At 71.5% G+C, this 23,251-nt stretch carries 18 protein-coding genes; 10 read left to right on the top strand and 8 right to left on the bottom strand.

The window, feature by feature from the left end:
* Positions 1-231 precede the first annotated feature (231 nt).
* The gene (locus tag ACFWVC_RS12535; RefSeq protein WP_384283280.1) at positions 232-1,809 is read right to left on the bottom strand and encodes a M4 family metallopeptidase; all 1,578 of its coding nucleotides are present in this window, start codon (positions 1,807-1,809) and stop codon (positions 232-234) included.
* Positions 1,810-2,270: 461 nt separating this feature from the next.
* On the opposite strand from ACFWVC_RS12535, the gene ACFWVC_RS12530 reads away from it, so the two are divergent.
* From ACFWVC_RS12530 to ACFWVC_RS12520, 3 genes are all read left to right on the top strand, one after another.
* Positions 2,271-2,777 (top strand): MarR family winged helix-turn-helix transcriptional regulator, encoded by a 507-nt coding sequence (locus ACFWVC_RS12530; RefSeq protein WP_384283092.1) that lies wholly within the window; start codon positions 2,271-2,273, stop codon positions 2,775-2,777.
* Positions 2,778-2,917: 140 nt separating this feature from the next.
* The gene (locus tag ACFWVC_RS12525) at positions 2,918-3,253 is read left to right on the top strand and encodes a DUF3817 domain-containing protein (protein ID WP_384283089.1); all 336 of its coding nucleotides are present in this window, start codon (positions 2,918-2,920) and stop codon (positions 3,251-3,253) included.
* A gap of 161 nt (positions 3,254-3,414) precedes the next feature.
* Positions 3,415-5,115 (top strand): methylmalonyl-CoA mutase, encoded by a 1,701-nt coding sequence (locus ACFWVC_RS12520; protein ID WP_384283082.1) that lies wholly within the window; start codon positions 3,415-3,417, stop codon positions 5,113-5,115.
* A 103-nt stretch (positions 5,116-5,218) separates the two neighbouring features.
* Here the strand turns inward: ACFWVC_RS12520 and ACFWVC_RS12515 are convergent, their stop codons facing one another.
* Positions 5,219-6,385, bottom strand: coding sequence for a DUF3103 family protein (locus ACFWVC_RS12515; RefSeq protein ID WP_384283079.1), 1,167 nt, complete (start codon positions 6,383-6,385; stop codon positions 5,219-5,221).
* Positions 6,386-6,722: 337 nt separating this feature from the next.
* Positions 6,723-7,337 carry a TetR/AcrR family transcriptional regulator gene (locus tag ACFWVC_RS12510; protein WP_384283076.1) on the bottom strand — a complete coding sequence of 205 codons (615 nt, stop codon included), beginning with the start codon at positions 7,335-7,337 and terminating at the stop codon, positions 6,723-6,725.
* A 191-nt stretch (positions 7,338-7,528) separates the two neighbouring features.
* Between ACFWVC_RS12510 and ACFWVC_RS12505 the strand changes: the two genes are divergently transcribed.
* The 4 genes from ACFWVC_RS12505 (at position 7,529) to ACFWVC_RS12490 (ending at position 11,703) form a co-directional block, all read left to right on the top strand.
* The gene (locus tag ACFWVC_RS12505) at positions 7,529-8,485 is read left to right on the top strand and encodes a tetratricopeptide repeat protein (protein ID WP_384283072.1); all 957 of its coding nucleotides are present in this window, start codon (positions 7,529-7,531) and stop codon (positions 8,483-8,485) included.
* Between the two features lie 619 nt (positions 8,486-9,104).
* Complete coding sequence (locus ACFWVC_RS12500) at positions 9,105-9,731, top strand: DUF6230 family protein (protein ID WP_384283069.1); 627 nt, start codon at positions 9,105-9,107, stop codon at positions 9,729-9,731.
* A 96-nt stretch (positions 9,732-9,827) separates the two neighbouring features.
* Entirely contained in the window at positions 9,828-10,430 is a 603-nt protein-coding gene (locus ACFWVC_RS12495) for a DUF6114 domain-containing protein (RefSeq protein WP_384283067.1), read from the top strand.
* Positions 10,420-11,703 (top strand): hydrogenase expression protein HypF, encoded by a 1,284-nt coding sequence (locus ACFWVC_RS12490; protein ID WP_384283064.1) that lies wholly within the window; start codon positions 10,420-10,422, stop codon positions 11,701-11,703. The genes ACFWVC_RS12495 and ACFWVC_RS12490 overlap by 11 nt, the downstream gene beginning before the upstream one ends.
* A gap of 97 nt (positions 11,704-11,800) precedes the next feature.
* On the opposite strand, the gene pyk is transcribed toward ACFWVC_RS12490, so the two are convergent.
* From pyk to pta, 3 genes are all read right to left on the bottom strand, one after another.
* Entirely contained in the window at positions 11,801-13,225 is a 1,425-nt protein-coding gene (gene pyk / locus ACFWVC_RS12485; protein ID WP_384283061.1) for a pyruvate kinase, read from the bottom strand.
* Positions 13,226-13,333: 108 nt separating this feature from the next.
* On the bottom strand, positions 13,334-14,485 hold the full coding sequence (locus ACFWVC_RS12480) for an acetate kinase (protein WP_384283057.1): 1,152 nt from the start codon (positions 14,483-14,485) through the stop codon (positions 13,334-13,336).
* Entirely contained in the window at positions 14,482-16,641 is a 2,160-nt protein-coding gene (pta, locus tag ACFWVC_RS12475) for a phosphate acetyltransferase (protein WP_384283053.1), read from the bottom strand. The genes ACFWVC_RS12480 and pta overlap by 4 nt, the downstream gene beginning before the upstream one ends.
* A 159-nt stretch (positions 16,642-16,800) precedes the next feature.
* Here pta and ACFWVC_RS12470 point away from each other — a divergent pair, with 159 nt between their 5' ends.
* On the top strand, positions 16,801-17,826 hold the full coding sequence (locus ACFWVC_RS12470) for an ATP-dependent 6-phosphofructokinase (RefSeq protein WP_384283051.1): 1,026 nt from the start codon (positions 16,801-16,803) through the stop codon (positions 17,824-17,826).
* Positions 17,827-17,849: 23 nt separating this feature from the next.
* Here the strand turns inward: ACFWVC_RS12470 and ACFWVC_RS12465 are convergent, their stop codons facing one another.
* Both ACFWVC_RS12465 and ACFWVC_RS12460 read right to left on the bottom strand, forming a co-directional pair.
* Positions 17,850-18,533 carry a response regulator gene (locus ACFWVC_RS12465; RefSeq protein WP_384283048.1) on the bottom strand — a complete coding sequence of 228 codons (684 nt, stop codon included), beginning with the start codon at positions 18,531-18,533 and terminating at the stop codon, positions 17,850-17,852.
* Entirely contained in the window at positions 18,530-20,182 is a 1,653-nt protein-coding gene (locus tag ACFWVC_RS12460; protein ID WP_384283045.1) for an ATP-binding protein, read from the bottom strand. The genes ACFWVC_RS12465 and ACFWVC_RS12460 overlap by 4 nt, the downstream gene beginning before the upstream one ends.
* A 141-nt stretch (positions 20,183-20,323) precedes the next feature.
* Between ACFWVC_RS12460 and ACFWVC_RS12455 the strand changes: the two genes are divergently transcribed.
* Positions 20,324-21,688 carry a cation:dicarboxylate symporter family transporter gene (locus ACFWVC_RS12455; RefSeq protein WP_384283275.1) on the top strand — a complete coding sequence of 455 codons (1,365 nt, stop codon included), beginning with the start codon at positions 20,324-20,326 and terminating at the stop codon, positions 21,686-21,688.
* Positions 21,689-21,811: 123 nt separating this feature from the next.
* The gene (locus ACFWVC_RS12450) at positions 21,812-22,534 is read left to right on the top strand and encodes a poly-gamma-glutamate hydrolase family protein (protein ID WP_384283043.1); all 723 of its coding nucleotides are present in this window, start codon (positions 21,812-21,814) and stop codon (positions 22,532-22,534) included.
* Positions 22,535-23,251: the final 717 nt, after the last annotated feature.

The following is a 23,251-nucleotide window of genomic DNA, read 5'->3' as shown; positions in this document are numbered from 1 at the left end:
GTGTGGGCGTGAGCATGGGGCCTATCGTCCCCTATGGCCGTGTGGTTTTTTCCCCCCCCCCCCCCCCCCCCCCCACCCTAGGGCCGGGGGGGGCCCCCCCCGGGGGAATACCGGGGCCCCCGCGCCCCGGGGGGGGGGGGCGGGGTTGGGGGGGGGCCCCCCCCCACCGCGAGTGATCAGAGGGCCGGCCGGGTCAACCGGTCACCGGGGCACCGGTGATCCGGGCCGCCGTCAGGCGACGTTGACGCCGGTCCAGGCGGCGGCGACCGCGTTGTACTCGGCGGAACCGGTGCCGTACAGGTCCTTGGCCGCGCTCAGCGTCGCGGTGCGGGCCTTGGCGTAGTTGGTGGACGAGGTGAAGTACACCGTCAGGGCGCGGTACCAGATGGCCGCGGCCTTGGCGCGGCCGATGCCGGTGACGGTGGAACCGTTCTTCGTCGGGCTGTTGTAGCTGACGCCGTTGATCGTCTTGGCGCCGCTGCCCTCGGAGAGCAGGTAGAAGAAGTGGTTGGCCACGCCCGACGAGTAGTGCACGTCGAGGTTCTTCACCGAGGACGACCAGTAGTCGGCGGAGCCGCCGTCCTTGGACGGCTTGTCCATGTAGCGCAGCGGGGTGCCGTCGCCGTTGATGTCGATCTTCTCGCCGATGAGGTAGTCGGGGGTGTCGGAGGCGAGGTTGGCGTTGAACTCGACCATGGTGCCGAAGATGTCGGAGGTGGCCTCGTTGAGGCCGCCGGACTCGCCGGAGTAGGTCAGGCCCGCCGTGGCGCTGGTCACGCCGTGGGATATCTCGTGGCCCGCGACGTCGAGCGCGGTCAGCGGGTGGGTGTTGCCCGAGCCGTCGCCGTAGGTCATGCAGAAGCAGCTGTCGTCCCAGAAGGCGTTGACGTAGTTGCTGCCGTAGTGGGCGCGCGACAGGGAGCCCTTGCCGTCGTTGCGGATGCCCGAGCGGCCGAAGGTGTTCTTGTAGAAGTCCCACGTGGCCGCGGCGCCGAACTGGGCGTCCACGCCCGCGGACTGGCGGTTGGAGGCGGAGCCGTTGCCCCACACGTCGTCGGTGTCGGTGAACGTGGTCCCGGTGCCGCTGGTGCGGTTGTTCAGGTCCGTGGTGTAGATCCCGCCGCGGCTCGCGTCCTTCAGCGAGTACGTGGTGCCGGACTTGGTGGTGGTGAGGGTGACCGAGCCGACGTGGACGCCGGTGCCGGTGCCGGTCTGGATGCCCTCGTACCGCTGGATGACCGCGCCGGTGCGGGCGTCGGTGATCACGTTGAGCTCGCTCGGGGTGCCGTCGGCCTGGGTGCCGTGGACGACGGTCCGGTAGGCGAGCCGGGGCGTGCCGCTGACGGCCCAGACGACCTGCTGCGGGGCGGCGGCCGTGCCGACCGCCTTCAGCGGCTCCTCGCCCTTGACCAGCGGCGTCTTGAGCAGGCCCTTGACCGCGGCGGCGGCCTTGTCGCGGGCGGCGGACGGCGTCACGGCCGGGGTGAGGGTGGCGGGGGCGATCCTCGCGGTGACGGCCCGCGAGACCGAGCGGGTGGCGCCGTTCTTGTCCTGGTGCACCACGAGGTCGCCGCCGAGCACCTCCAGGCCCGCGTAGGTGCGGTCGTAGCGCAGGTGGCGGGTGCCGTCCGGGTCGACGACGACGTCCTTGACCGTCAGCCGCTCCTGGTCGCCGAGGCCGAGGGAGCCGGCCAGGGCGGCGGCCCGGCCGCGGGCGTCGGTGAGGGCCTTCGCGTGGGAGGCGGCGAGCGCGGCGGCGTCGGGCGCCGGCCGCGCGGTCGCCGCGAAGGACTGGAGGCCGCCGGCCATAAGTGCCGATGCGGCCACAAGGGTGCCGAGTGCCAGCTTCTTGCGCAATGTGACTCCTTGGGTCCCGCCGTGTGGGGACGGCAGGCATGGTCCCCGGGCGGAACGGCACCCGGGGGCGTGGGGGACGCGCGGTGTTCCGCGCGGCTAGGAGCCTCGCACCGAACTGGCAGTTAATGACAGGTGCATTTCACCTATTGGCCGGTTGTCGCGAGCGGGCCGGCCGCTCCGTCGCAGGTCATCCGGGCCAAAGGGTGGCAAGACCGGCCCGGAAGTAGGGGAAACCCTCCCCGGTGAGGGGAGGTTTTCGGTCGGAACGCCGGACCGGGGTGGCTGAAACACCGCGTTCACAAAGGTGCGACGGGTGCCGGGTACGATCACGGACCCGCCGTCCCTGACGTGCCGTTGTCCCGCCTTCCGAGACATGGCTGCCCGCCATGTGACCGGCGGGTAGGCTCGGCCCTGTGCCGAAGCCGCTCAGCCTTCCCTTCGACCCGATCGCCCGCGCCGACGAGATCTGGACCCGGCGCTGGGGGCGCGTGCCGTCCATGGTCGCGATCACGTCGATCATGCGCGCCCAGCAGATCCTGCTGGGCCAGGTCGACGCCGTGGTCAAGCCCTACGGGCTGACCTTCGCCCGCTACGAGGCGCTGGTGCTGCTCGCCTTCAGCAAGGAGGGCGAGCTGCCGATGTCCAAGATCGGCGAGCGCCTGATGGTGCACCCGACGTCGGTCACCAACACCGTCGACCGCCTGGTGGCCGCCGGCCTCGTCGCCAAGCGCCCCAACCCCAACGACGGGCGCGGCACGCTGGCCTCCATCACGGCCAAGGGCCGCGAGGTGTGCGAGGCCGCCACCGAGGACCTCATGGGGATGAAGTTCGGCCTGCAGGCGTACGACGACGATGAGTGCGCGGAGATCTTCGCCCTGCTGCGGCCGCTGCGGATATCCGCCGGGGACTTCGAGGAGTAGTCCGGGAGCGGCGGCTGCCGCCGGTGCGGGACGGCGTACGGGCGGCCTGGAGCGGCTGGAACCGGCTCGCGTGCCGCTCGCGCGCGACTCGGAGCGGCCCGGGGGAAAGCGCCGCAATGGCACCGGTTAGGCTTCGGCGCATGAAGCAGAGTGTCCTGACCCGGTACCGCGCCCTCGCCTACACGACGGGTGTGCTGCTGGTCCTGCTGACCGTCGGCGTGATCGCCAAGTACGTCCTGGACATCGACGGCGCCCAGGGCTTCACCCGGGTCGTCGCCATCGCCCACGGCTGGCTCTACGTTCTCTACCTGGTCTTCGCCTTCGATCTCGGTTCCAAGGCGAAGTGGCCCTTCGGCAAGCTGCTGTGGGTGCTGCTGGCCGGGACCATTCCCACCGCCGCGTTCTTCGTCGAGCGCAAGGTGACCCGCGAGGTGGCCCCGCTGGTGGCCCCGGCGGGTGAACCCGTCAAGGTCTGACACCCGCCCGACCTGCGGATACCCCCCCCTCCTTCGGCGGACGGGGGGTGTCGCCGTCGACAAATACTAGGACGTCCTAGTATTTTCGCCTTACCGGGGTAATCCTTCTTGTACAAGGACGTGCGAGGGCGGCCCCCCACCGATGAGAGGCGGACACCGGCATGGACGCTGCAGCCATTGACGAGGGGCGCAGCCGCTGGCAGGCGCGCTACGACGCTTCCCGCAAGCGCGAGGCGGACTTCACCACGCTCTCCGGCGACCCCGTGGAGCCGGTGTACGGGCCCCCGGCCGGCGCCGGCGTGCCCGGCTTCGAGCGGATCGGCTGGCCGGGCGAGTACCCGTTCACCCGCGGTCTGCACGCCACCGGCTACCGGGGCCGCACCTGGACCATCCGCCAGTTCGCCGGCTTCGGCAACGCCGAGCAGACCAACGAGCGCTACAAGATGATCCTGGAGGCGGGCGGCGGCGGTCTGTCCGTCGCCTTCGACATGCCCACCCTCATGGGCCGGGACTCCGACGACCCGCGCTCGCTGGGTGAGGTCGGTCACTGCGGCGTGGCCATCGACTCCGCCGCCGACATGGAGATCCTCTTCAAGGACATCCCGCTCGGTGACGTCACCACCTCGATGACGATCTCCGGCCCCGCGGTGCCCGTCTTCTGCATGTACCTGGTGGCCGCCGAGCGGCAGGGCGTCGATCCCGCGGTGCTCAACGGCACCCTGCAGACCGACATCTTCAAGGAGTACATCGCGCAGAAGGAGTGGCTCTTCGCCCCCGAGCCGCACCTGCGCCTGATCGGCGACCTGATGGAGCACTGCGCGACGGGCATCCCGGCGTACAAGCCGCTGTCGGTCTCCGGCTACCACATCCGCGAGGCCGGATCGACGGCCGCGCAGGAGCTGGCCTACACCCTCGCCGACGGCTTCGGCTACGTGGAACTGGGCCTGTCGCGCGGGCTGGACGTCAACACCTTCGCCCCGGGTCTGTCCTTCTTCTTCGACGCCCACCTCGACTTCTTCGAGGAGATCGCCAAGTTCCGCGCCGCACGCCGGATCTGGGCCCGCTGGATGCGCGACGTGTACGGCGCCACATCGGACAAGGCGCAGTGGCTGCGCTTCCACACCCAGACCGCGGGCGTCTCGCTCACCGCCCAGCAGCCGTACAACAACGTGGTCCGCACCGCGGTCGAGGCGCTGGCGGCGGTGCTCGGCGGCACCAACTCCCTGCACACCAACGCCCTGGACGAGACGCTGGCGCTGCCCAGCGCCCAGGCCGCGGAGATCGCGCTGCGCACCCAGCAGGTGCTGATGGAGGAGACCGGCGTCGCCAATGTCGCCGACCCGCTCGGCGGCTCCTGGTACGTCGAGGCGCTGACCGACCGCATCGAGGCGGACGCGGAGAAGATCTTCGACAAGATCAAGGAACTGGGCGCCCGCGCCGTACCCGACGGCCGGCACGCGGTCGGCCCGATCACCTCCGGCATCCTGCGCGGCATCGAGGACGGGTACTTCACCGGCCGGATCGCCGAGGCCGCCTTCGAGTACCAGCGCTCCCTGGAGAAGGGCGACAAGCGGGTCGTCGGCGTCAACTGCCACACCGGCTCGGTCACCGGGGACCTGGAGATCCTGCGGGTGAGCCACGAGGTGGAGCGCGAGCAGGTGCGGGTCCTGGCCGGCCGCAAGGACCTGCGGGACGACACGGTGGTGCGCAAGGCGCTGGACGCGATGCTCACCGCCGCGCGCGAGGGCACCAACATGATCGAGCCGATGCTGGAGGCGGTGCGCGCCGAGGCGACCCTCGGCGAGATCTGCGGCGCGCTGCGCGACGAGTGGGGCAGCTACACCGAGCCCGCCCGCTTCTGAGCGGCGCCTGAACGCAGGAACGCCTGAACGCCAAAAACGCCGAGGACCGGCGGGAACCCCGGGGTTCCCGCCGGCCCTCGTTGTCACCGTGCGCCGTGCCGCCTCAGAACTGCTGCACGAAGTACGGCTCGACGGTCATCCAGCCGTTGCCGCGGGCACCGTAGCGGGTGCCGTTGTCGCTCTGAGCCAGGGTGTACCAGGAGTCGACGTAGTCCGGGTCGTCGGTCCACCAGTCGTTCGGGATCGCGTCCAGGACCGCGTTCACCAGCGGGATGTAGGTGCCCTGGTCGGTGACGGTGAGCAGCACCGTGGCGATGGCCTTGGCCAGGTCGCGGTAGTTGGTGCTGCCGTCCTCCTCCATCATCACCGCGTCGGCGAGGTTGTACTTGTAGTTCGACCAGTTCACCAGGATCTGGTTGGGCCGGTACACCGTGCCGTCGTTGTCCAGGTACGGCATGTCGACGGGGTCGACGCGCACGGCGCCGTCCTGCCCGAAACCGGTCACCAGGGTGTAGATCTCCGCGTCGCCCTTGACCCAGGGCTCCTCGTCGTCCGACAGCTCGACCGAGGTGATGCGGGTGGTCCAGAAACCGCCGCCGGCCGCCTGCGCCCGCGAGCCGGCCGCGGGGGCCTGCGTGGGGGCCTTGGCGGGCGTGGCCTTGGCGGAGGCCACACCGTAGCGGGTCAGCTCCTTGTTCAGCACGGTCAGTCCGGCGGCGAGCGCCTTGGAGCCGTCGATGTCCACGACGTACACCGGGTGCGTGGGCGCCTTGCGGGCGTCCAGCGTGTGGGCGCGGCCCCGGCTGTCCCAGGCGGTGACGGCGGTGGCGTCGTCGTCCGAGGAGGCCGCGGTCACCCACGGCGTCACGCCGGCGGACAGCGCCGCGCGCATGGAGTCGTCCCCGAGCCGCAGCCGCAGCAGCGGTCCGACGCCGGCGTCCAGGCCCTTGGCGGCGGCGATCCGCCGGTCGGCGGCGGCCAGTTCGGCCTTCAGGGAGCCATCGGCCTTGCCGGCCAGGGCGGTGACGGCGACGTCGTCGGAGGCGAGCGTCGCCTTGCCCACCCGGGCGCGCCAGGCGGTGTCGGTGAGCGAGCCGGCGATCGCACGCGCCGCCTGCTCCTCGGCCGCGGAGACCGCGGAGACGGGCGTGTGGGGGTGGGGGGCGGCCGTGGCGGGCAGGGCGCTCACGGTCTGGCCGGCCGTCAGGGCGAGCAGGGAAGCGGCGAGAGAGACGACGGCGCCGCGCCGACGAGGGTGATGATGTCTCATGAGGGGTCGATCCTCCTGGGGGCGAGCGATCACTGACGCACTGTCAGGTAGAAGCAGTGCGGAACTGCGCTGAACTGGGCAGGACTTCGCAGAGCTGTGTGGAACTGTGCGGAACTGTGCGCAACCGGTGAGGAATCTATGCGAGTAGATACCCGCGGGTAAGCATGGCGGTGCCATGACATCCCGGCAAGAGCCCGGCACCACGGGATTGATGAACTTCCGGGAACCCGCGCGCCGGAAGATGTCCTGCCGAACGGTGCCCGTACGCAACGGAGTTGCGCTATCGCCGGGCAGGCCGGGTGTCAGACGCGTCAGTCCACGCCGGGCAGGCCGCGGGTCAGTCCGCGGTGCCCGAGAGCCCGCCGAGCAGGACCGTGGTGAAGCGTGACGCCCAGTCGGCGTCGACCGGTTCGCAGGAGACGAGGGTGCGGTGCACGACGGCCCCCGCGATGACGTCGAAGATGAGGTCGATCTGCGGTGTGGGATCACCGTCGTCCGGCGGGATCTCACCGCGGCCCTGGGCGCGCCGGCGTCCCTCGATCACCAGCCGCTTCTGCCGGTCCACGATCGCCTCGCGGATCCGCCGCCGCAGCGCCTGGTCGTGCGTCGCCTCGGCGACCACCGCCATCAGCGCGGTCTTGGTGGCGGGCTGCTCCAGCAGGGCCGCGAACTGGAGTACCACGCCCTCCACATCGGCGCGCAGGCTGCCCCGGTCGGGAAGTTCCAGTTCGTCGAAGAGCGCGGCGACCGCGTCCACGACGAGTTCGTTCTTGCCGGACCAGCGACGGTAGAGAGTGGTCTTGGCCACCTTCGCGCGTGCCGCGACGTCTCCCATGGTCAACTTTCCCCAGCCGGTCTCGACCAGGGCCTGCCGTGCGGCGTCCAGGATCGCCCGGTCGGCCTCCGCGCTGCGGGGGCGGCCGGTCCTTCGTCCTGTTTCACGCGGGCACATGGCTGGGCACCCTATCCCCGTTGCGCGCCGCGCGACCATGCAGTTACGCTACGGGGCGTATCGAAACAGGCGGCAGTCGCGAGGCGTGGGTGGGGACCCCGCGTCGTGCTTTTCGCCATGACGGCGCGCCATTGCGACGCTTCCGGGGGGCGATTCCCCGGGAACCGCGACGAGGGGGGAGGATTGGTCCCATGCAGCCACGGAACATGTCCATGAGCGGCGTGGTCGACCTCGCCGCGGTGAAGGCGGCCGGAGAGGCCAAGGCGAAGGCCGAACAGGCCCGCGCGGAAGCCGCCCGCACCGGGGGAGTGCCCGCCCCCGCCCTGGTGACCGAGGTCACCGAGGCCACCTTCGAGACCGACGTCCTGCAGCGCTCCACCGAGGTCCCGGTCGTCGTCCACTTCTGGACCGACCGTGCGGACGCCAGCGTGCAGTTGGAGGAGACGCTGGAGCGGCTCGCCGCCGAGTACGCGGGCCGGGTCGTCGTCGCCAAGATCGATGTCTACGCGAACCAGCTGCTGGTGCAGCAGTTCGGCGTGCAGGGGATTCCCGCGGTGTTCGCGGTGCTGGCCGGCCAGGCGATGCCGCTCTTCCAGGGCGCGGCCCCGGAGGACCAGATCACCGAGGTGCTGGACCAGCTGATCGCCGTCGCCGAACAGCGCTTCGGCATCGTCGGCGTCCCGGTCGAGGGCGGCGCGCCCGCCGTACCGGCCGAGGAGCGTCCGCCGAGCCCGCAGGAGCTCGCCCTGTCCGCCGCGCACGACGCGCTCGACCAGGGCGACCTCGGTGGCGCGATCCAGGCGTACCGCAACGTCCTGTCCGGTGACCCGGCCAACACCGAGGCGAAGCTGGGCCTGGCGCAGGCGGAGCTGCTGCAGCGGGTGGAGGGGGCCGACCCGCAGACGGCGCGCAAGGCCGCCGCGGACCGCCCCGACGACGTCCCGGCGCAGATCGTCGTGGCCGATCTGGACCTGGTGGGCGGACACGTGGAGGACGCCTTCGCGCGACTGGTGGACGCGGTGCGCCGCTCCACGGGTGCGGACCGTGACGCGGCCCGGATGCGGCTGCTGGAGCTCTTCGAGGTGATCGGCCCGGACGACCCGCGGGTGACCGCGGCCCGCTCGGCACTGGCCCGGGTGCTCTTCTGACCTGATCACGCCTCCGCCCCCGCCTGCGTCGAAAGACCTTTCGAGCCGAATGTGACAGCGGCCGCGCTTTACCAAATCTTGATGAAACGCGGTCGCTGTTACTTCCGGTAAGAGAGTGACGGACTTCTGTCCGGATCTATCACCCCTTGAGGGAATTTCACACCCTCATCGCAACTACGCTGCGTAGCCGATCTGGTCCAGACCATGTGAACTGGGTTATCGCACCGTTACCCGCTAGTAACGAAGCCCCTTGTGCAGCGGCCGCGAATGGACCACGATCGGCCAAGCTCGGTCCGTTGCCGGGGTGTCGGCATCCAGCCGCCCGCTCGTCGTACGGGTCCCCACCGGGCCGGGTCGCGAGCGCTGTGCCAGCAGTGGTCGCGTCTCGTGGACAGGGGGGTCTCTGCCACCCGGCAGGGCCTGTCCAGCAGGTTGCGCGAGAGCGTGGCCAGTGGTTGTCGCTCGGGGGTGATCGCCGAATTCCGGACAACGCCGTCCGCCATCCCGCGTGACGGCCGTCTGTACGGCGCTCTCCTTCCCGAGGACGTAGCTCTTCTCCCATCCCGCCGCAATCCCCACGATTCCGGCCGGAGATGTACGTCCGAGAAGGAGGAAAGTCATGGAGTCGCTCATCCGCGGCGGTACCAGATGGAAGCGGTTCGCCGTCGTCATGGTGCCGAGCGTCGCGGCCACCGCCGCGATAGGCGTGGCCCTGGGTCAGGGCGCGCTTGCCGCGTCGTTCAGTGTGTCCGGCCAGCAGTTCAAGGTGAAGGCCGACAGCCTGCACGGTGAGGGCTTCGTCCAGTACGGAGCCATCGACGTCCAGCACGGCGGCAAGCCGATCCCGGTCGCGGTCTCCGCGTTCAGCACCGCCGAGATCTCCGGCCTGTGCCAGTCCGTCGTCGTGCCGGTTCCGGTCTTCGGCGATGTGACGCTGAAGCTGGGCGCCGGCAACGGTTCCAAGAAGGTCGAGGCGAAGAACCTCTACATCGACCTGGACCAGCTGAACGCGGACGCCACGTTCACCAACATCAACATCGGCGTGGCGGCCGGAGACAGCAAGAAGGGTCCCGGCATCAAGACCGGCGACCAGTCGGACCCGGGTTCCTTCGCGCAGGAGGCCGACGCGGCCGACCTGACCGACGTGAGGCAGACCGCCTGGGCCACCAGCGCGGGAACCTTCAAGCTCAGCGGGCTGAGCATGTCGGTCAAGAAGGGCTCGGGCGCAGGCTACGAGTGCTTCTAAGCACCACTAGGGGGGTGAGGGGCGCGGGACGCCCCTCACCTTTCCCCACCCACACGCTTTCTTCTTTGTAACGCCAGTCCCAGGGAGCAGTTTTCCATGAGCGCCGAGACACATGGACTGAGCGGGTTCGACTATTGGCGGTTCCGTTTCCGCGTATGGCGCGGACAGCGGCCGTTCTGGGCGGGCCTGCTGACGGTTCTGGCCGGACTGCCCATCGCCTACTTCCCGTACGCCAACATCACGCTCGGCTCGCTCAGCCTGACCATGGCCACCACGGCCGGCTCCGGTTCGCTGATCATCGGCGTGCTGCTGGTCGTCCTCGGTCTGACCATGTGGTTCCAGTCGGCGGTCCGGGTCTTCGCGGGCATCGCATCGATCCTGCTCGCCCTCGTCTCCCTGGTGGTCTCCAACTTCGGCGGCTTCTTCGTGGGCTTCGTGCTCGGGCTGGTCGGCGGAGCGCTGTCGGTGGCCTGGGCCCCGGGCGCGCCTCCCGCCGAGGGCGGCCCGCAGCCGGCGGAACTGCCCGATGGCGGCGAGGGGTACGACGGCGACACCGGCTACGTGCCGCCGCCGGGATCGCCCTACGCGAAGGCGTACGGCGACCACCGCGCCGAGGCGGCCGGCGGCACCGCCCCGCGGGAGGCGCAGGACGGCACAGAGCAAACCGTAGACGTGAACGGGAGGCACAGTGCGGGGTGATGAGGATCAGCCGGCTTCCGCGGCCGCCGGCGGCGGCACCCGTGTGAGACCGGGGCCGCGGCACGCGGCCCCGAGGAAGTCGCTGCTGACCAAGCTGCAGATGCCGGCGGGCAAGGCGATAGCCCTGGCCGCGATGCCGACGGCGGTCCTGATGGGCATGGGACTCACCCCGAGGCTGGCCTCTGCCGACGAACTGCCCAAGAACCCGTTCTCGGGCACGAAGTGCGTGGAGCAGCCCGACGAGCCCTCGCCGTCGACGACGCCGAGCAGCACGCCGAGCGGCGGTGCCAAGACGGAGACGCCGAAGCCCTCGGCGACCCCGACGACCCCGACGACCCCGACGACCAGTCCTTCCGACACCGGTACCGGGGACGGCAAGGGCGACACCGGCACGACCTCCGGGTCGGGCGGCGGCTCCGGTCCGACGACCGCGCCGTCCACGCCGTCCACGCCGTCCGCAACACAGTCCCCGTCCGCCAACCCGCTGGACCCGCTGGGCCTCGGCGACGCTCTGGGCGACCTGCTGGGCGTCAAGAAGGGCACCGACTCCGCTCCGGTGGACACCGTGCCCTCCGCGACCGCCACGCCGACCCCGAGCGCCACGTCGCAGACCCCGAAGGCGGGCACCACGCACAAGCCGGCGGGCAAGACGGCCGAGGACATCGGCGACGCGGTCAAGAAGACGCTGTCCGACGTCAAGAAGGCCGCGGACGACGCCACCTCCGGGGCGACGCAGGCGCCCAGCGCCACGCCGAGCCCCTCGGCGACGCCGGCGGACGGGAACCCGTTCCCGTGCCCGACGCACGACGCGCAGGCGCTGGCCGACGCGGCGTACCAGGAGACCCCCGCGCTCCTCGCGGACGACCCCTGGACGCTGCACAGCAGCGTGCTGACCCTCACGGGCCTGGACTACAAGGGCATCGTGGAGGTCAAGACCTGGAGCGGGAAGGTCAAGCCGGTTCTGAAGTTCACGGCCTCCACCCTGGACATCAAGGACCTGCACCAGGAAGTCGTCGGTCCGGGCGGGACCGTCGGCCACGTCGAGGCCCGCAAGGGCAGCACGTCCACGATCCGCGGCGGCACGGTGACGATGTACACCGAGTCGCTGAAGGGCAACCTCTTCGGGCTGATCCCGATCGAGTTCACGCCCGACACCCCGCCGCCGGTCAACGTGCCGGTCGCCTTCTTCACCAACGTCACGGTGAAGCAGGCCGGCCAGTTCGGCGGCACCCTCACGGTCCCGGGTATGCACGTCTACAACACCCAGGACTGAGTGAGCACGGACCCTTCCGGGAGCCGCAGAACGGCGGAGGGCGCCCACCCCTTGCGGGGGAGGCGCCCTCCGCCGTGTTACGTCGGCGCTGCGCGGGTCAGACGGCGCGGTGGCCGAGGTGGTGCACCCGCACCAGGTTGGTGGTGCCGGACTCACCGGGAGGCGAACCGGCGGTGATGATCACCGTGTCGCCCTCGGTGTAGTCGCTGAGCTTCAGCATCTCCTCGTTGACGATCTCGACCATCTCGTCGGTGGTGTTCACGTACTGCACCACCGTGGTCTGCACGCCCCAGGTCAGCGCGAGGAAGTTGCGGGTCGTCTCCTCGGTCGTGTACGCGACCACCGGCTGCGGCACGCGGTAGCGGGCCAGCCGGCGCGCGGTGTCGCCGGACTTGGTGAAGGCGACCAGCGTCTTGGCGTCCAGGTAGTCCGCGAGCTCGGCGGCGGCACGGGCGACGGCACCGCCCTGGGTGCGCGGCTTGCGGCCGTTGAGCGGCCACAGGCCCTGCTTGAGCAGCTCGACCTCGGCGGCCTCGATGATCCGCGACATGGTCTTCACGGTCTCGATCGGGTACTTGCCGACGCTGGACTCGGCGGACAGCATCACCGCGTCCGTGCCGTCCAGGATCGCGTTGGCGACGTCGGAGGCCTCAGCGCGCGTGGGGCGGGAGTTGGTGATCATCGACTCCATCATCTGGGTCGCGACGATCACCGGCTTGGCGTTGCGGCGGCACAGCTCGATGAGCCGCTTCTGCACCATGGGGACCTTCTCCAGCGGGTACTCCACCGCCAGGTCGCCACGGGCCACCATGACGGCGTCGAAGGCCGCGACGATGTCCTCCATGTTGTCCACCGCCTGCGGCTTCTCCACCTTGGCGATGACCGGCACGCGGCGGCCGACCTCATCCATCACACGGTGGACGTCGCGGATGTCCTTGGCGTCGCGCACGAAGGACAGCGCGACCATGTCGACGCCCATCCGCAGGGCGAAGCGCAGGTCCTCGATGTCCTTCTCGGACAGCGCGGGGACGTTGACGGCGGCGCCGGGCAGGTTGATGCCCTTGTGGTCGGAGATGACACCGCCCTCGACGACCAGGCAGCGCACGCGGGCGCCGTCCACGTCGGTCACGCGCAGCGCGACGTTGCCGTCGTTGATCAGGACCGGGTCGCCGGACCGGACGTCGCCGGGCAGGCCCTTGTAGGTGGTGCCGCAGATGGTCTTGTCGCCCGCCACGTCCTCGGTGGTGATGGTGAACTCGTCACCGGCGACCAGCTCCACGGGGCCGTCCGCGAAGGTCTCCAGGCGGATCTTGGGGCCCTGCAGGTCGGCCAGCACGCCGATGGCACGTCCGGTCTCCTCCGAGACCTTGCGCACCCGGTGGTAGCGCTCCTCGTGCTCGGCGTGGCTGCCGTGGCTGAAGTTGAAACGGGCCACGTTCATTCCGGCTTCGGCCAGCGTTTTCAGCTGGTCGTAGGAGTCGACGGCGGGACCCAGGGTGCAGACGATTTTCGCTCGGCGCATGGAGACGATCCTATCAATTTGTTCCGCTCCGGAATTTTCCCGTGCGGGGGAGTCGTGGACGGTGCGGACGGCGGCCATAGACTAAAGCCTCCAAGTGACCTGGAGACGTCACCGGCCGGTCACCAGCGCGTACGTCTGCCGGGCGATCTCCTGCTCCTCGTCGGTCGGGACGACCGCCACCGCCACCTTGCTGCTCTTGGCCGACACCAGCCGCGCGGAGCTCGCGCGCACCGCGTTGCGCACCCCGTCCAGCTCGATGCCCAGGGCCTCCAGGCCGCGCGTCGCGGCCTCCCGCACGGCGGGGGAGTTCTCCCCGACGCCCGCGGTGAAGGCGATCGCGTCGACCCGGCCCAGGACGGCGGTGTACGCGCCGACGTACTTGCGCAGCCGGTGCACGTAGACGTCGAAGGCGAGCTGCGCGGACTCGTCGCCCTCCGCCATCCGCCGGCCGATCTCCCGCATGTCGTTGTCGCCGCACAGGCCCAGCAGGCCGGAGCGCTTGTTCAGCAGGGCGTCGACGTCGTCCACCGACATTCCGCCCGTGCGGGTGAGATGGAAGACCACGGCCGGGTCGACGTCACCCGAGCGGGTGCCCATGACCAGGCCCTCCAGCGGGGTCAGGCCCATCGAGGTCTCCACGCACCGCCCGCCGCGCACGGCGGAGGCGGAGGCGCCGTTGCCGAGGTGCAGCACGATCACATTGACCTCGGCGGGGTCCTTGCCCAGCAGCCCGGCCGTGGCCCGGCTGACGTACGCGTGCGAGGTGCCGTGGAAGCCGTAGCGGCGCACCTGGTGGGCGTCGGCGGTCTCCCGGTCGATGGCGTAGCGGTACGCGTGCTCGGGGACGGTGGAGTGGAAGGCGGTGTCGAAGACCGCCACCTGCGGCAGGTCCGGGCGCAGCGCGCGGGCCACCCGGATGCCGGTGATGTTGGCCGGGTTGTGCAGCGGGGCGAGCGGCACGAGCTCCTCGACGGCCGCGAGCACGGCGTCGTCGACCAGCGTCGGTTCGGTGAACCGGGTGCCGCCGTGCACCACGCGGTGCCCCACGGCGGCCAGTTCGGGGGAGTCCAGGCCGAGGCCGCGGGCGGCCAGCTCGTCCGCGACGACCCCCAGCGCCTCGGCGTGATCGGCGACCCCGCCGCGCTCACCGATGTGCTCCACGATCCCGGCCGCCGGGCGGCTGCCGTCGGCCATGTCGATGAGCTGGTACTTCACCGACGAGGAGCCGGAGTTGAGGACGAGAACGCGGGTCGCTGTCACAGCGCCTTCCCTGATTCGGTCGAACCGGTCGAACCGGTCGAACCGGTCGGCTTGGTTGGCTCGTTCGAGCCGGTCGGTGCCTGCTCGCCCTGGGCCTGGATCGCCGTGATGGCGACCGTGTTGACGATGTCCTGCACCAGAGCGCCGCGCGACAGGTCGTTGACAGGCTTGCGCAGGCCCTGCAGCACGGGGCCGACGGCGACGGCGCCGGCCGAACGCTGCACCGCCTTGTAGGTGTTGTTGCCGGTGTTGAGGTCCGGGAAGATCAGCACGGTGGCCTTCCCCGCCACCTCGGAGCCGGGCAGCTTGGTCTCGGCGACCTGCGCGTCGACCGCCGCGTCGTACTGGATCGGGCCCTCGACCAGCAGCTCCGGGCGGCGCTCGCGGACCAGTTCGGTGGCCCGGCGCACCTTGTCGACGTCCACGCCCGAGCCGGAGGTCCCGGTGGAGTACGAGAGCATCGCCACCCGCGGCTCCACCCCGAACTGGGCGGCCGTCTCGGCCGACTGGATCGCGATGTCCGCCAGCTGCTCGGCGTCGGGGTCGGGGTTGACCGCGCAGTCGCCGTAGACCAGCACCTTGTCGGCCAGGCACATGAAGAAGACCGAGGAGACGATCGAGGCGTCCGGCACGGTCTTGATGATCTCGAACGCGGGACGGATGGTCGCCGCGGTCGAGTGCACCGCGCCGGAGACCATCCCGTCGGCCAGGCCCTGCTGCACCATCAGCGTGCCGAAGTACGACACGTCGGCCACGACGTCGTAGGCGAGTTCGTAGCTGACGCCCTTGTGGACGCGGAGTTTGGCGTACAGCTCGGCGAAGCTCTCGCGCAGCGGCGAGGTCTGCGGATCGGTGAGCACCAGGCCGGGGACGTCCACGTCGATGCCGAGCTCGCCGGCCCGCCGGCGGATGGCGTCCTCGTTCCCCAGCAGCACGATGTCGCACACATTGCGGCGCAGCAGCACCTCGGCGGCGTGCAGGATGCGCTCCTCGGCGCCCTCCGGCAGCACGACGCGGCGCCGGCCGGAGCGGGCCCGCTCGATGAGCTCGTGCTCGAACATCATCGGGGTGACGCGCTCGCCGCGGACCACCGACAGCCGCTCGCTGAGTTCGGCGCTGTCGACATGGGTCTCGAAGAGGCCGAGCGCGGTCTCGGCCTTGCGCGGTGTGCCCGCGCCGAGCTTCGCCTCCAGGGCGAACAGCTCGGCGGCGGTCGGGAAGCTGCCGGTCGGCACGGACATCACCGGGGTGCCGGGGGCGAGCCGGGCGGCCAGCGCCATGATCTCGGGGCCGGGCACCTCATCGAGGGTGAGCAGGATGCCGGCGATGGGCGGGGAGCCGGCCGAGTGCGCGGCCAGTGAGCCGATGATGAGGTCGGCGCGGTCGCCGGGGGTGATCACCATGCAGCCGGGGGTCAGCGCACGGATGAAGGTGGGCAGCATCGCGCCGCCGAAGACGAAGCCCAGCACGTCGCGGGAGAGCCCGCTGTGGTCGCCGAGCAGCACCTGCGCGCCGAGGGTCTCGACGATCTGGGAGACGGTCGGCGCCGACAGCGCGGGCTTGTCGGGCAGCACGTACGCGGGGACCGGGAGCAGCCGGCGCAGGCGTCCGGCGACCTCCTCCAGGGTCTCCCGGGGCACCCGGTTGGCGATCATGGCGACGATGTCGCAGCCGAAGCCGGAGTAGGACTGGTGGGCGTTGCGCACCTCGTCCACCACCGACTCCGCGCTCTGGTCGCGCCCGCCGACGACCGGGACCACGGAGGCCCCGAACTCGTTGGCGAGGCGGGCGTTGATGCCCATCTCGCCCGGCAGATTGGTCTCGTGGAAGTCCGAGCCCAGTACGAGCACCGTCTCGTACTCCCGGGCCACCAGGTGGTAGCGCTCGACGAGCACGGCGATCATCGCGTCCCGGCCCTGCTCGGCCTGGAGGGCGGCGGCCGCCTCGTAGCTCAGGCCGAAGGCCGTCGCGGGGTCCTGGGTGAGCCGGAAGCGGCTGCGCAGGAGGTCGAACATCCGGTCCGGGGTGTCGTGCACCAGCGGGCGGAACACGCCCACGCGGTCGACCTGGCGGGTGAGCAGCTCCATGACGCCGAGCTCGACGACCTGCCTGCCGTCCCCCCGGCCGACCCCGGTTACGTACACGCTGCGCGTCACGCGCTCTCTCCGTTCCTACCCGATGGAATCCACCCATTCGGGTGGCGGATACCCCTTGACATTACAGACCGCTGTGCGTATGACGCGCGGTGGGTCAGGCGCGGATCTACGATGCGAGAGAGGCGACCTGGGACGCTACCGGAGGGAGCGCGGAGCGCCATGCGTATCGGAGTGCTCACCGCGGGCGGCGACTGTCCAGGGCTCAACGCCGTCATCCGTTCGGTGACCCATCGCGCGTTGACGTACCACGGCGACGAGGTGATCGGCTTTGAGGACGGCTTCAAGGGACTGCTGGAGGGCCGCTACCGCACCCTCGACCTGAACTCCGTCAGCGGCATCCTCGCCCGCGGCGGCACCGTGCTCGGTTCCACCCGGCTGGAACGCTCCCGGCTGCACGAGGCCGCGGACAACTGGCGCACCGTGTGCGCGGACTACGGTCTCGACGTGCTCATCCCGATCGGCGGCGAGGGCACCCTGACCGCGGCCCGGCTGCTCGCCGAGGCGGGCATGCCGGTCGTGGGCGTCCCCAAGACCATCGACAACGACATCTCGGCCACCGACCGCACCTTCGGCTTCGACACCGCCGTCACCGTGGCCACCGAGGCCATCGACCGGCTGAAGACCACCGCCGAGTCGCACCAGCGCGTCATGGTCGTCGAGGTCATGGGCCGGCACGCCGGCTGGATCGCCCTGGAGTCCGGCATGGCCGGCGGCGCCCACGGCATCTGCCTGCCCGAGCGGGCCTTCGACCCGGCCGACCTCGCCGCGATGGTCGAGGAGCGCTTCGCGCGGGGCAAGAAGTTCGCGGTCGTCTGCGTCGCCGAGGGCGCCCACCCCGCCGAGGGCACCATGCCGTACGTCCACGGCGAGATCGACGCCTACGGGCACGAGCGCTTCGCCGGCATCGGCACCCGCCTCGCCGCCGAACTGGAGCAGCGCCTCGGCAAGGAAGCCCGCCCGGTCATCCTCGGCCATGTCCAGCGCGGCGGCGTCCCCACCCCCTACGACCGCGTCCTGGCCACGCGCTTCGGCTGGCACGCCGTCGAGGCCGCGCACAAGGGCGCCTTCGGCAGCATGACGGCGCTGCACGGCACCGCGATCGAGCTGGTGCCGCTCGCCGAGGCCGTGACCGTGCTCAAGCGGGTCCCCGAGGACCGCATGCGGGAGGCGGAGTCCGTCTTCTGACGATCCGTCATGCGGCCCCGCGTTCACGTCCTGCGCGCGGTCGCCCAGCGGTAGGTGAGCTCGGGCCGTCCCACCTGGCCGTACTGCGGGGCGCGCACCGCGCGGCCGATGTCGACCAGATGCTCCAGGTAGCGGCGGGCCGTGATCCGGGAGACGCCGACCTGCTGGGCGGCCGCGCTCGCCGACAGGCCCTCCACGGCATCGCGCAGCGCGGTGGTCACCGCCTCCAGGGTCGGACCGCTCAGGCCCTTGGGCAGCGCCGAGGCCTCGGGGCTGCGCAGCGCCGCCAGCGCGCGGTCCACCTCGTCCTGCCCGGAGGCCTCGCCGCCCGCGAGCTCGTCGCGGTACCGCGCCCAGCGCTCCAGCCGGTCGCGCAGCGCCGGGAAGGTGAAGGGCTTGAGCAGATACTGCACCACGCCCACCGAGACGGCCTGGCGCACGACCCCCAGATCGCGGGCCGAGGTCACGGCCACCACGTCCGCGGTGTGCCCGGCGGCCCGCAGCTTCCGCACGACCTGCAGCCCGTGCCCGTCCGGCAGATTGAGGTCGAGCAGGATCAGGTCCACCTCGTGCCGTTCCAGCGCACGCAGCGCCGCGCCGCCGGAGTGCGCGACGGCCGCGACCTCGAAGCCGGGCAGCCGCTCCACGTACAGCCGGTGCGCGTCGGCCGCCACCGGGTCGTCCTCGACGACGAGCACCCTGATCACGCCGGCACCCCCCGCCGCAGCGGCAGCCGTACCGTGAAGGCGGCCCCGCCGGTCTCGTCCCGGTCCAGGTCGACGGTGCCGCCGGCCCGCCGCGCCGCCTGTTCCACCAGGGCCAGGCCCAGGCCGCGGCCCTCGCTCTTGGTGGTCCAGCCGCGCCGGAAGACCTCGCGCACGGTGGCCGGGTCCACGCCGTTGCCGTTGTCGGCGACCCGCAGCAGCAGTTCGCCGCCGTCGGCGTGGGCGGTCACCGCCACATGGGGGCGGGCCGCGCCCCGGCCGGCGCCCTCGATCGCCGCGTCGATGGCGTTGTCGATCAGGTTGCCCAGGATGGTGACCAGGTCGCGGGAGGCGAGTGCGGCCGGGAGCACGCCGTCGTCGATGCGGCTGTCCTCGCTGACGGTCAGTTCGACGCCGCGCTCGTTCGCCTCGGCCGCCTTGCCCAGCAGCAGTGCCGCCAGGACCGGTTCGCCGACCGCCGCCACCACGCGGTCGGTCAGCGCCTGCGCCAGCTCCAGTTCGGCGGTCGCGAACTCCACCGCCTCGCCGGCGCGGCCCAGTTCGATGAGCGACACGACCGTGTGCAGCCGGTTGGAGGCCTCGTGGGCCTGCGAGCGCAGCGCCTCGGCGAAGCCGCGCACCGAGTCCAGCTCGCCGGTGAGCGCCTGGAGTTCGGTGTGGTCGCGCAAGGTCACCACGGTGCCCCGGCGTTCGCCGCCGAGCACCGGCGCGGTGCTGACCACCACGACCCGCTCGGTGGTCAGGTGCACCTCGTCCACGCGGGGTTCGGCGGCCAGCAGCGCTCCGGTCAGCGAGGTCGGCAGCCCCAGTTCCGCGACGTACGCGCCGACCACGTCCCCGGGCAGTCCCAGCAGTTCGCGGGCCGCGTCGTTGCACAGCGCCACGCTGCGGTCCGCGTCCAGCAGGATCAGGCCCTCGCGCACCGCGTGCAGCGTGGCCTGGTGGTAGTCGTACATCCGGCTCAGCTCGTCGGCGGCCATGCCGTGGGTGTGCCGGCGCAGCCGGGCGTTGGCGAGGTAGGTGCCCAGGCCCCCGACCGCCAGTGCCGCGAGCGCGAACCCGATCAGCACGGTGAGCTGGTCGCGCACCTGGTCGGTGATGGCCTCGACGGTGATGCCGACACTGACCAGCCCCGTGATCCGGCCGCCGTCGCGGATCGGGGTGACCACGCGCACGGACGCGCCGAGCGTGCCGGTGTAGGTCTCGGTGAACGTCCGGCCGCGCTGCGCGGGGCCTATGTGCCCGAGGAAGGGCCGGCCTATCTGGCTCGCGTCGGGATGCGTCCAGCGGATGCCGGCCGGGCTCATGATCGTGACGAAGGCGACGCCGGTGTCCTTGCGGACCTGCTCGGCGTACGGCTGGAGCGCGGCGGTGGGATCCGCGCCGCGGATCGCCGCGGCGACGGAGGGCGCGTCGGCGACCGCCCGCGCCGCCGCGGTCACCCGGTCCTCGGCCGCCGCCTCGGCGCGGCTGCCCGCGTTGACGTACACGAGCACGGCGATGCCCGCGACCACCACGGCCACGATGACGACCTGCATCGCGAAGAGCTGCCCCGCGAGGCTGCGCGGGCGCGTGCGCCGGCGCGGCCGGGGGCCGCGAGGAGGGGGGAGGACCGGGAGGAGGGCCTGCATGCCCACCAGTGTGCACGTGTGCCGCGAACTCAATGAACGCAAACGTGACCTGGCTCACTGCGCGGCGCATAGTCACCGGGACTTATCCAATCGCGGGCGTCCGGGACGGCGTCCGGCTGGACCGAGGAGACAAAGGTGTCAGTGCCGGTGCAGAGCCGCAGCCAGGGTCGCAGGGACCGCACCCATTACCTCTACATCGCGGTGGTCGTCGCCGCGATCGCCGGCGCCGTGTTCGGCCTTGTCGCGCCGGACGCGGCGGTCGAATTGAAGCCGATCGGCACCGGTTTCGTGAACCTGATCAAGATGATGATCTCGCCGATCATCTTCTGCACGATCGTGCTCGGCGTCGGTTCGGTGCGGAAGGCCGCGAAGGTCGGCAAGGTCGGCGGGCTCGCGCTCGGCTACTTCGTCGTCATGTCCTTCGTGGCGCTCGGCATCGGCCTGGTCGTCGGCAACATCCTGCAGCCCGGCGACGGGCTGCACCTGACCGACGCCCTGAAGGACGTGGGCCAGGCCCAGGCCAAGGACGCGCCGGCCGAGTCGCTGCCGGACTTCATCCTCTCGATCATCCCGGTCACCTTGGTGTCGGCGTTCACCGAGGGCCAGGTGCTGCAGACCCTGCTGGTGGCGCTGCTGGTCGGGTTCGGCCTGCAGGCCATGGGCTCGGCGGGCGAGCCGGTGCTGCGCGGGATCGGGCACATCCAGAAGCTGGTCTTCCGCGTACTGTCCATGATCATGTGGGCGGCGCCGGTGGGTGCCTTCGGCGCCCTGGCGGCGGTGGTCGGCTCCGCGGGCGTCGACGCGCTCAAGGCCCTGGCCACGATCATGCTGGGCTTCTACGTGACCTGCCTGATCTTCGTCGTCGTCGTGCTCGGCCTGATCCTGCGGTTCGTCGCCGGGGTCAACCTCTTCCAGCTGCTGAAGTACCTCGGCCGGGAGTTCCTGCTGATCGTCTCGACCTCCTCGTCGGAGTCGGCGCTGCCCCGCCTCATCGCCAAGATGGAGCACCTCGGCGTCAGCCGCCCGGTCGTCGGCATCACCGTGCCGACCGGCTACTCCTTCAACCTCGACGGCACCATGATCTACCTGACCATGGCCTCGCTGTTCATCGCCGACTCGATGGGCCAGCCGCTCTCCATCGGCCAGCAGATCACGCTCCTGCTCTTCATGATGATCGCCTCCAAGGGCGCCGCCGGCGTCACCGGCGCGGGCCTGGCGACGCTGGCCGGCGCGCTCCAGTCGCACAAGCCGGCCCTCGTGGACGGTGTGGGCCTCATCGTCGGCATCGACCGCTTCATGAGCGAGGCGCGCGCCGTCACCAACTTCGCGGGCAACGCGGTCGCCACCATCCTGATCGGCACGTGGACCAAGGAGTTCGACCGCGAGCGCGCCGAGCGGGTGTTCGCCGGCGAGCTGCCCTTCGACGAGACCACGCTCGTCGACGACGGCCACGGTGAGCCGTCCGAGCCCGTGTCCACGCAGAAGGAGCCGGTGACGGCGGCCTGACCGGCCGCCCCCTCACGTCCCGCCGGGCCGCTCCCCCCGTCGCCCGGCGGGACCGGACGTTCCGTATGAGGCGGTCCCGGCTTCCGGCAGGAGCCGGGGCCGCCGGTGCGTGATGATCGCCTCATGACGACGCACACCGGGTACGCCTCCGCGTCCTTCGACACCTACGTCTCCAACACCGCGCTGTACGCGGACACCACCCTGGTCGAGGGCACCGACTACGCCCGGCGCTTCCGCCGCCACGCCGCCGCCCGGTCCACCGACACCGTGGTCATCGCCCCGCACGGCGGCGGCATCGAGGCCGGCACCTCCGAACTGTGCCTCGCCGTCGCCGGGTACCACCCGGCCGACCTCGCGCCCACCCCGGCCGGCGGCCCGGTGTACGACTACTGGATGTTCGAGGGCCTGCGCGTCACCGGCAACGGCGCCCTCCACGTCACCTCCACCCGCTGCGACGACCCCGTCGCCCGCTCGCTGGCCGCCCGCAGCCTGCGCGTGCTCTCGCTGCACGGCTGCACCGCCGCGCAGGCGGGCCTCCCGGACGGGGCCGAGGCCGTCCTCGTCGGCGGCGCCGACACCGCCTTCGCGGGGCAGCTGACCGCCGCCCTCACAGCCGCTGGCATCCACGCCTTCGACGCCTCGGAGCGGAAGGAACTCGCGGGCCTGTCCCCGGCCAACATCTGCAACCGCACCCGGCGCGGCCGCGGCGCCCAGCTGGAGATGACCGCCCCGCTGCGCACCGCGATGTTCGCCACCGGCACCGGCGCCGGTCGGAAGCACACCACCCGGCCGGTCTTCTGGCGCCTCGTCGCCGCCGCCCGCGCGGCGATCGCGGCCGCGTCCTGAGCTCACGCCGTGGGGTGCGTTCCGGCGTGCGTCAGTCCCACCACACCACGACGTACTGCCCGCGCCGCGCCGCCTCCGCGTAGAACGCGCGCAGCGCGCTGAAGGCCGCGTGAGATACGCCTCCGGATCGCGGACCCCGTCGACCCCGGTCACCCCCGGCCGCAGTGGCAGCATCGCCGGCCAGTCGATCGCGGCGAGCGCGTGCGCGACGGCGGCCACGCCCTCCGGGGCCAGGGCCGCCGGGGGAGGGCCGAAGATCCCGACGGCGTCCGGATGGCCGAGGAAGGCGACGTCCACCTCCGGGTCGCCCGTGGTGGCCCGGCGGAGGGCCGCGAGCAGCGGGCCGTCGAGCCCGGCGCGCAGGCACGCGTCCTCCAGGGGGTGGGGTGCCCAGTCGAGATCGAGGACGTCCGCGCCGGGCGGGACCCACCCGGGGCCGGCGTCCGGCCGGTGTGCCGCCGTCGCGCGACACTGGGCGAGGTCCGCCGCGTGGACGCGGGCGAGGAGCTGGGTCACGGCCACGAGGGCGTCCCCACCCGATCGCCCGGACAGCCGGCGTCCCGCCGGCCGAAGTGCCTGCGGGGGCGGCTGCCTTGGGCGCTTGTCACGCGCACGAGCATCCACGGCCCGCGGCGGGGCCGGCCACCGGTTTTCCCGCCCTGCCGAGCGTGAGCAGGGCCACAGAGAGATTGTTCAAATATGAACTTCTTCTGTGCG

It is taken from the genome of Streptomyces sp. NPDC058691, from assembly GCF_042714775.1.
GTDB lineage: Bacteria > Actinomycetota > Actinomycetes > Streptomycetales > Streptomycetaceae > Actinacidiphila.
This window is presented reverse-complemented; position numbering and strand designations above follow the sequence as displayed.

What these genes read in the sequence shown, in the direction of transcription:
- ACFWVC_RS12450 (WP_384283043.1), top strand. Translation starts at nt 21,812, where the DNA reads ATGACGACGCACACCGGGTACGCCTCCGCGTCCTTCGACACCTACGTC.
- ACFWVC_RS12525 (WP_384283089.1), top strand. Translation starts at nt 2,918, where the DNA reads ATGAAGCAGAGTGTCCTGACCCGGTACCGCGCCCTCGCCTACACGACG.
- ACFWVC_RS12500 (WP_384283069.1), top strand. Translation starts at nt 9,105, where the DNA reads ATGGAGTCGCTCATCCGCGGCGGTACCAGATGGAAGCGGTTCGCCGTC.
- pyk (WP_384283061.1), bottom strand. Translation starts at nt 13,225, where the DNA reads ATGCGCCGAGCGAAAATCGTCTGCACCCTGGGTCCCGCCGTCGACTCC.
- ACFWVC_RS12495 (WP_384283067.1), top strand. Translation starts at nt 9,828, where the DNA reads ATGAGCGCCGAGACACATGGACTGAGCGGGTTCGACTATTGGCGGTTC.
- ACFWVC_RS12535 (WP_384283280.1), bottom strand. Translation starts at nt 1,809, where the DNA reads ATGGCCGGCGGCCTCCAGTCCTTCGCGGCGACCGCGCGGCCGGCGCCC.
- ACFWVC_RS12505 (WP_384283072.1), top strand. Translation starts at nt 7,529, where the DNA reads ATGCAGCCACGGAACATGTCCATGAGCGGCGTGGTCGACCTCGCCGCG.
- ACFWVC_RS12520 (WP_384283082.1), top strand. Translation starts at nt 3,415, where the DNA reads ATGGACGCTGCAGCCATTGACGAGGGGCGCAGCCGCTGGCAGGCGCGC.
- ACFWVC_RS12460 (WP_384283045.1), bottom strand. Translation starts at nt 20,182, where the DNA reads ATGCAGGCCCTCCTCCCGGTCCTCCCCCCTCCTCGCGGCCCCCGGCCG.
- ACFWVC_RS12470 (WP_384283051.1), top strand. Translation starts at nt 16,801, where the DNA reads ATGCGTATCGGAGTGCTCACCGCGGGCGGCGACTGTCCAGGGCTCAAC.
- ACFWVC_RS12510 (WP_384283076.1), bottom strand. Translation starts at nt 7,337, where the DNA reads ATGTGCCCGCGTGAAACAGGACGAAGGACCGGCCGCCCCCGCAGCGCG.
- ACFWVC_RS12515 (WP_384283079.1), bottom strand. Translation starts at nt 6,385, where the DNA reads ATGAGACATCATCACCCTCGTCGGCGCGGCGCCGTCGTCTCTCTCGCC.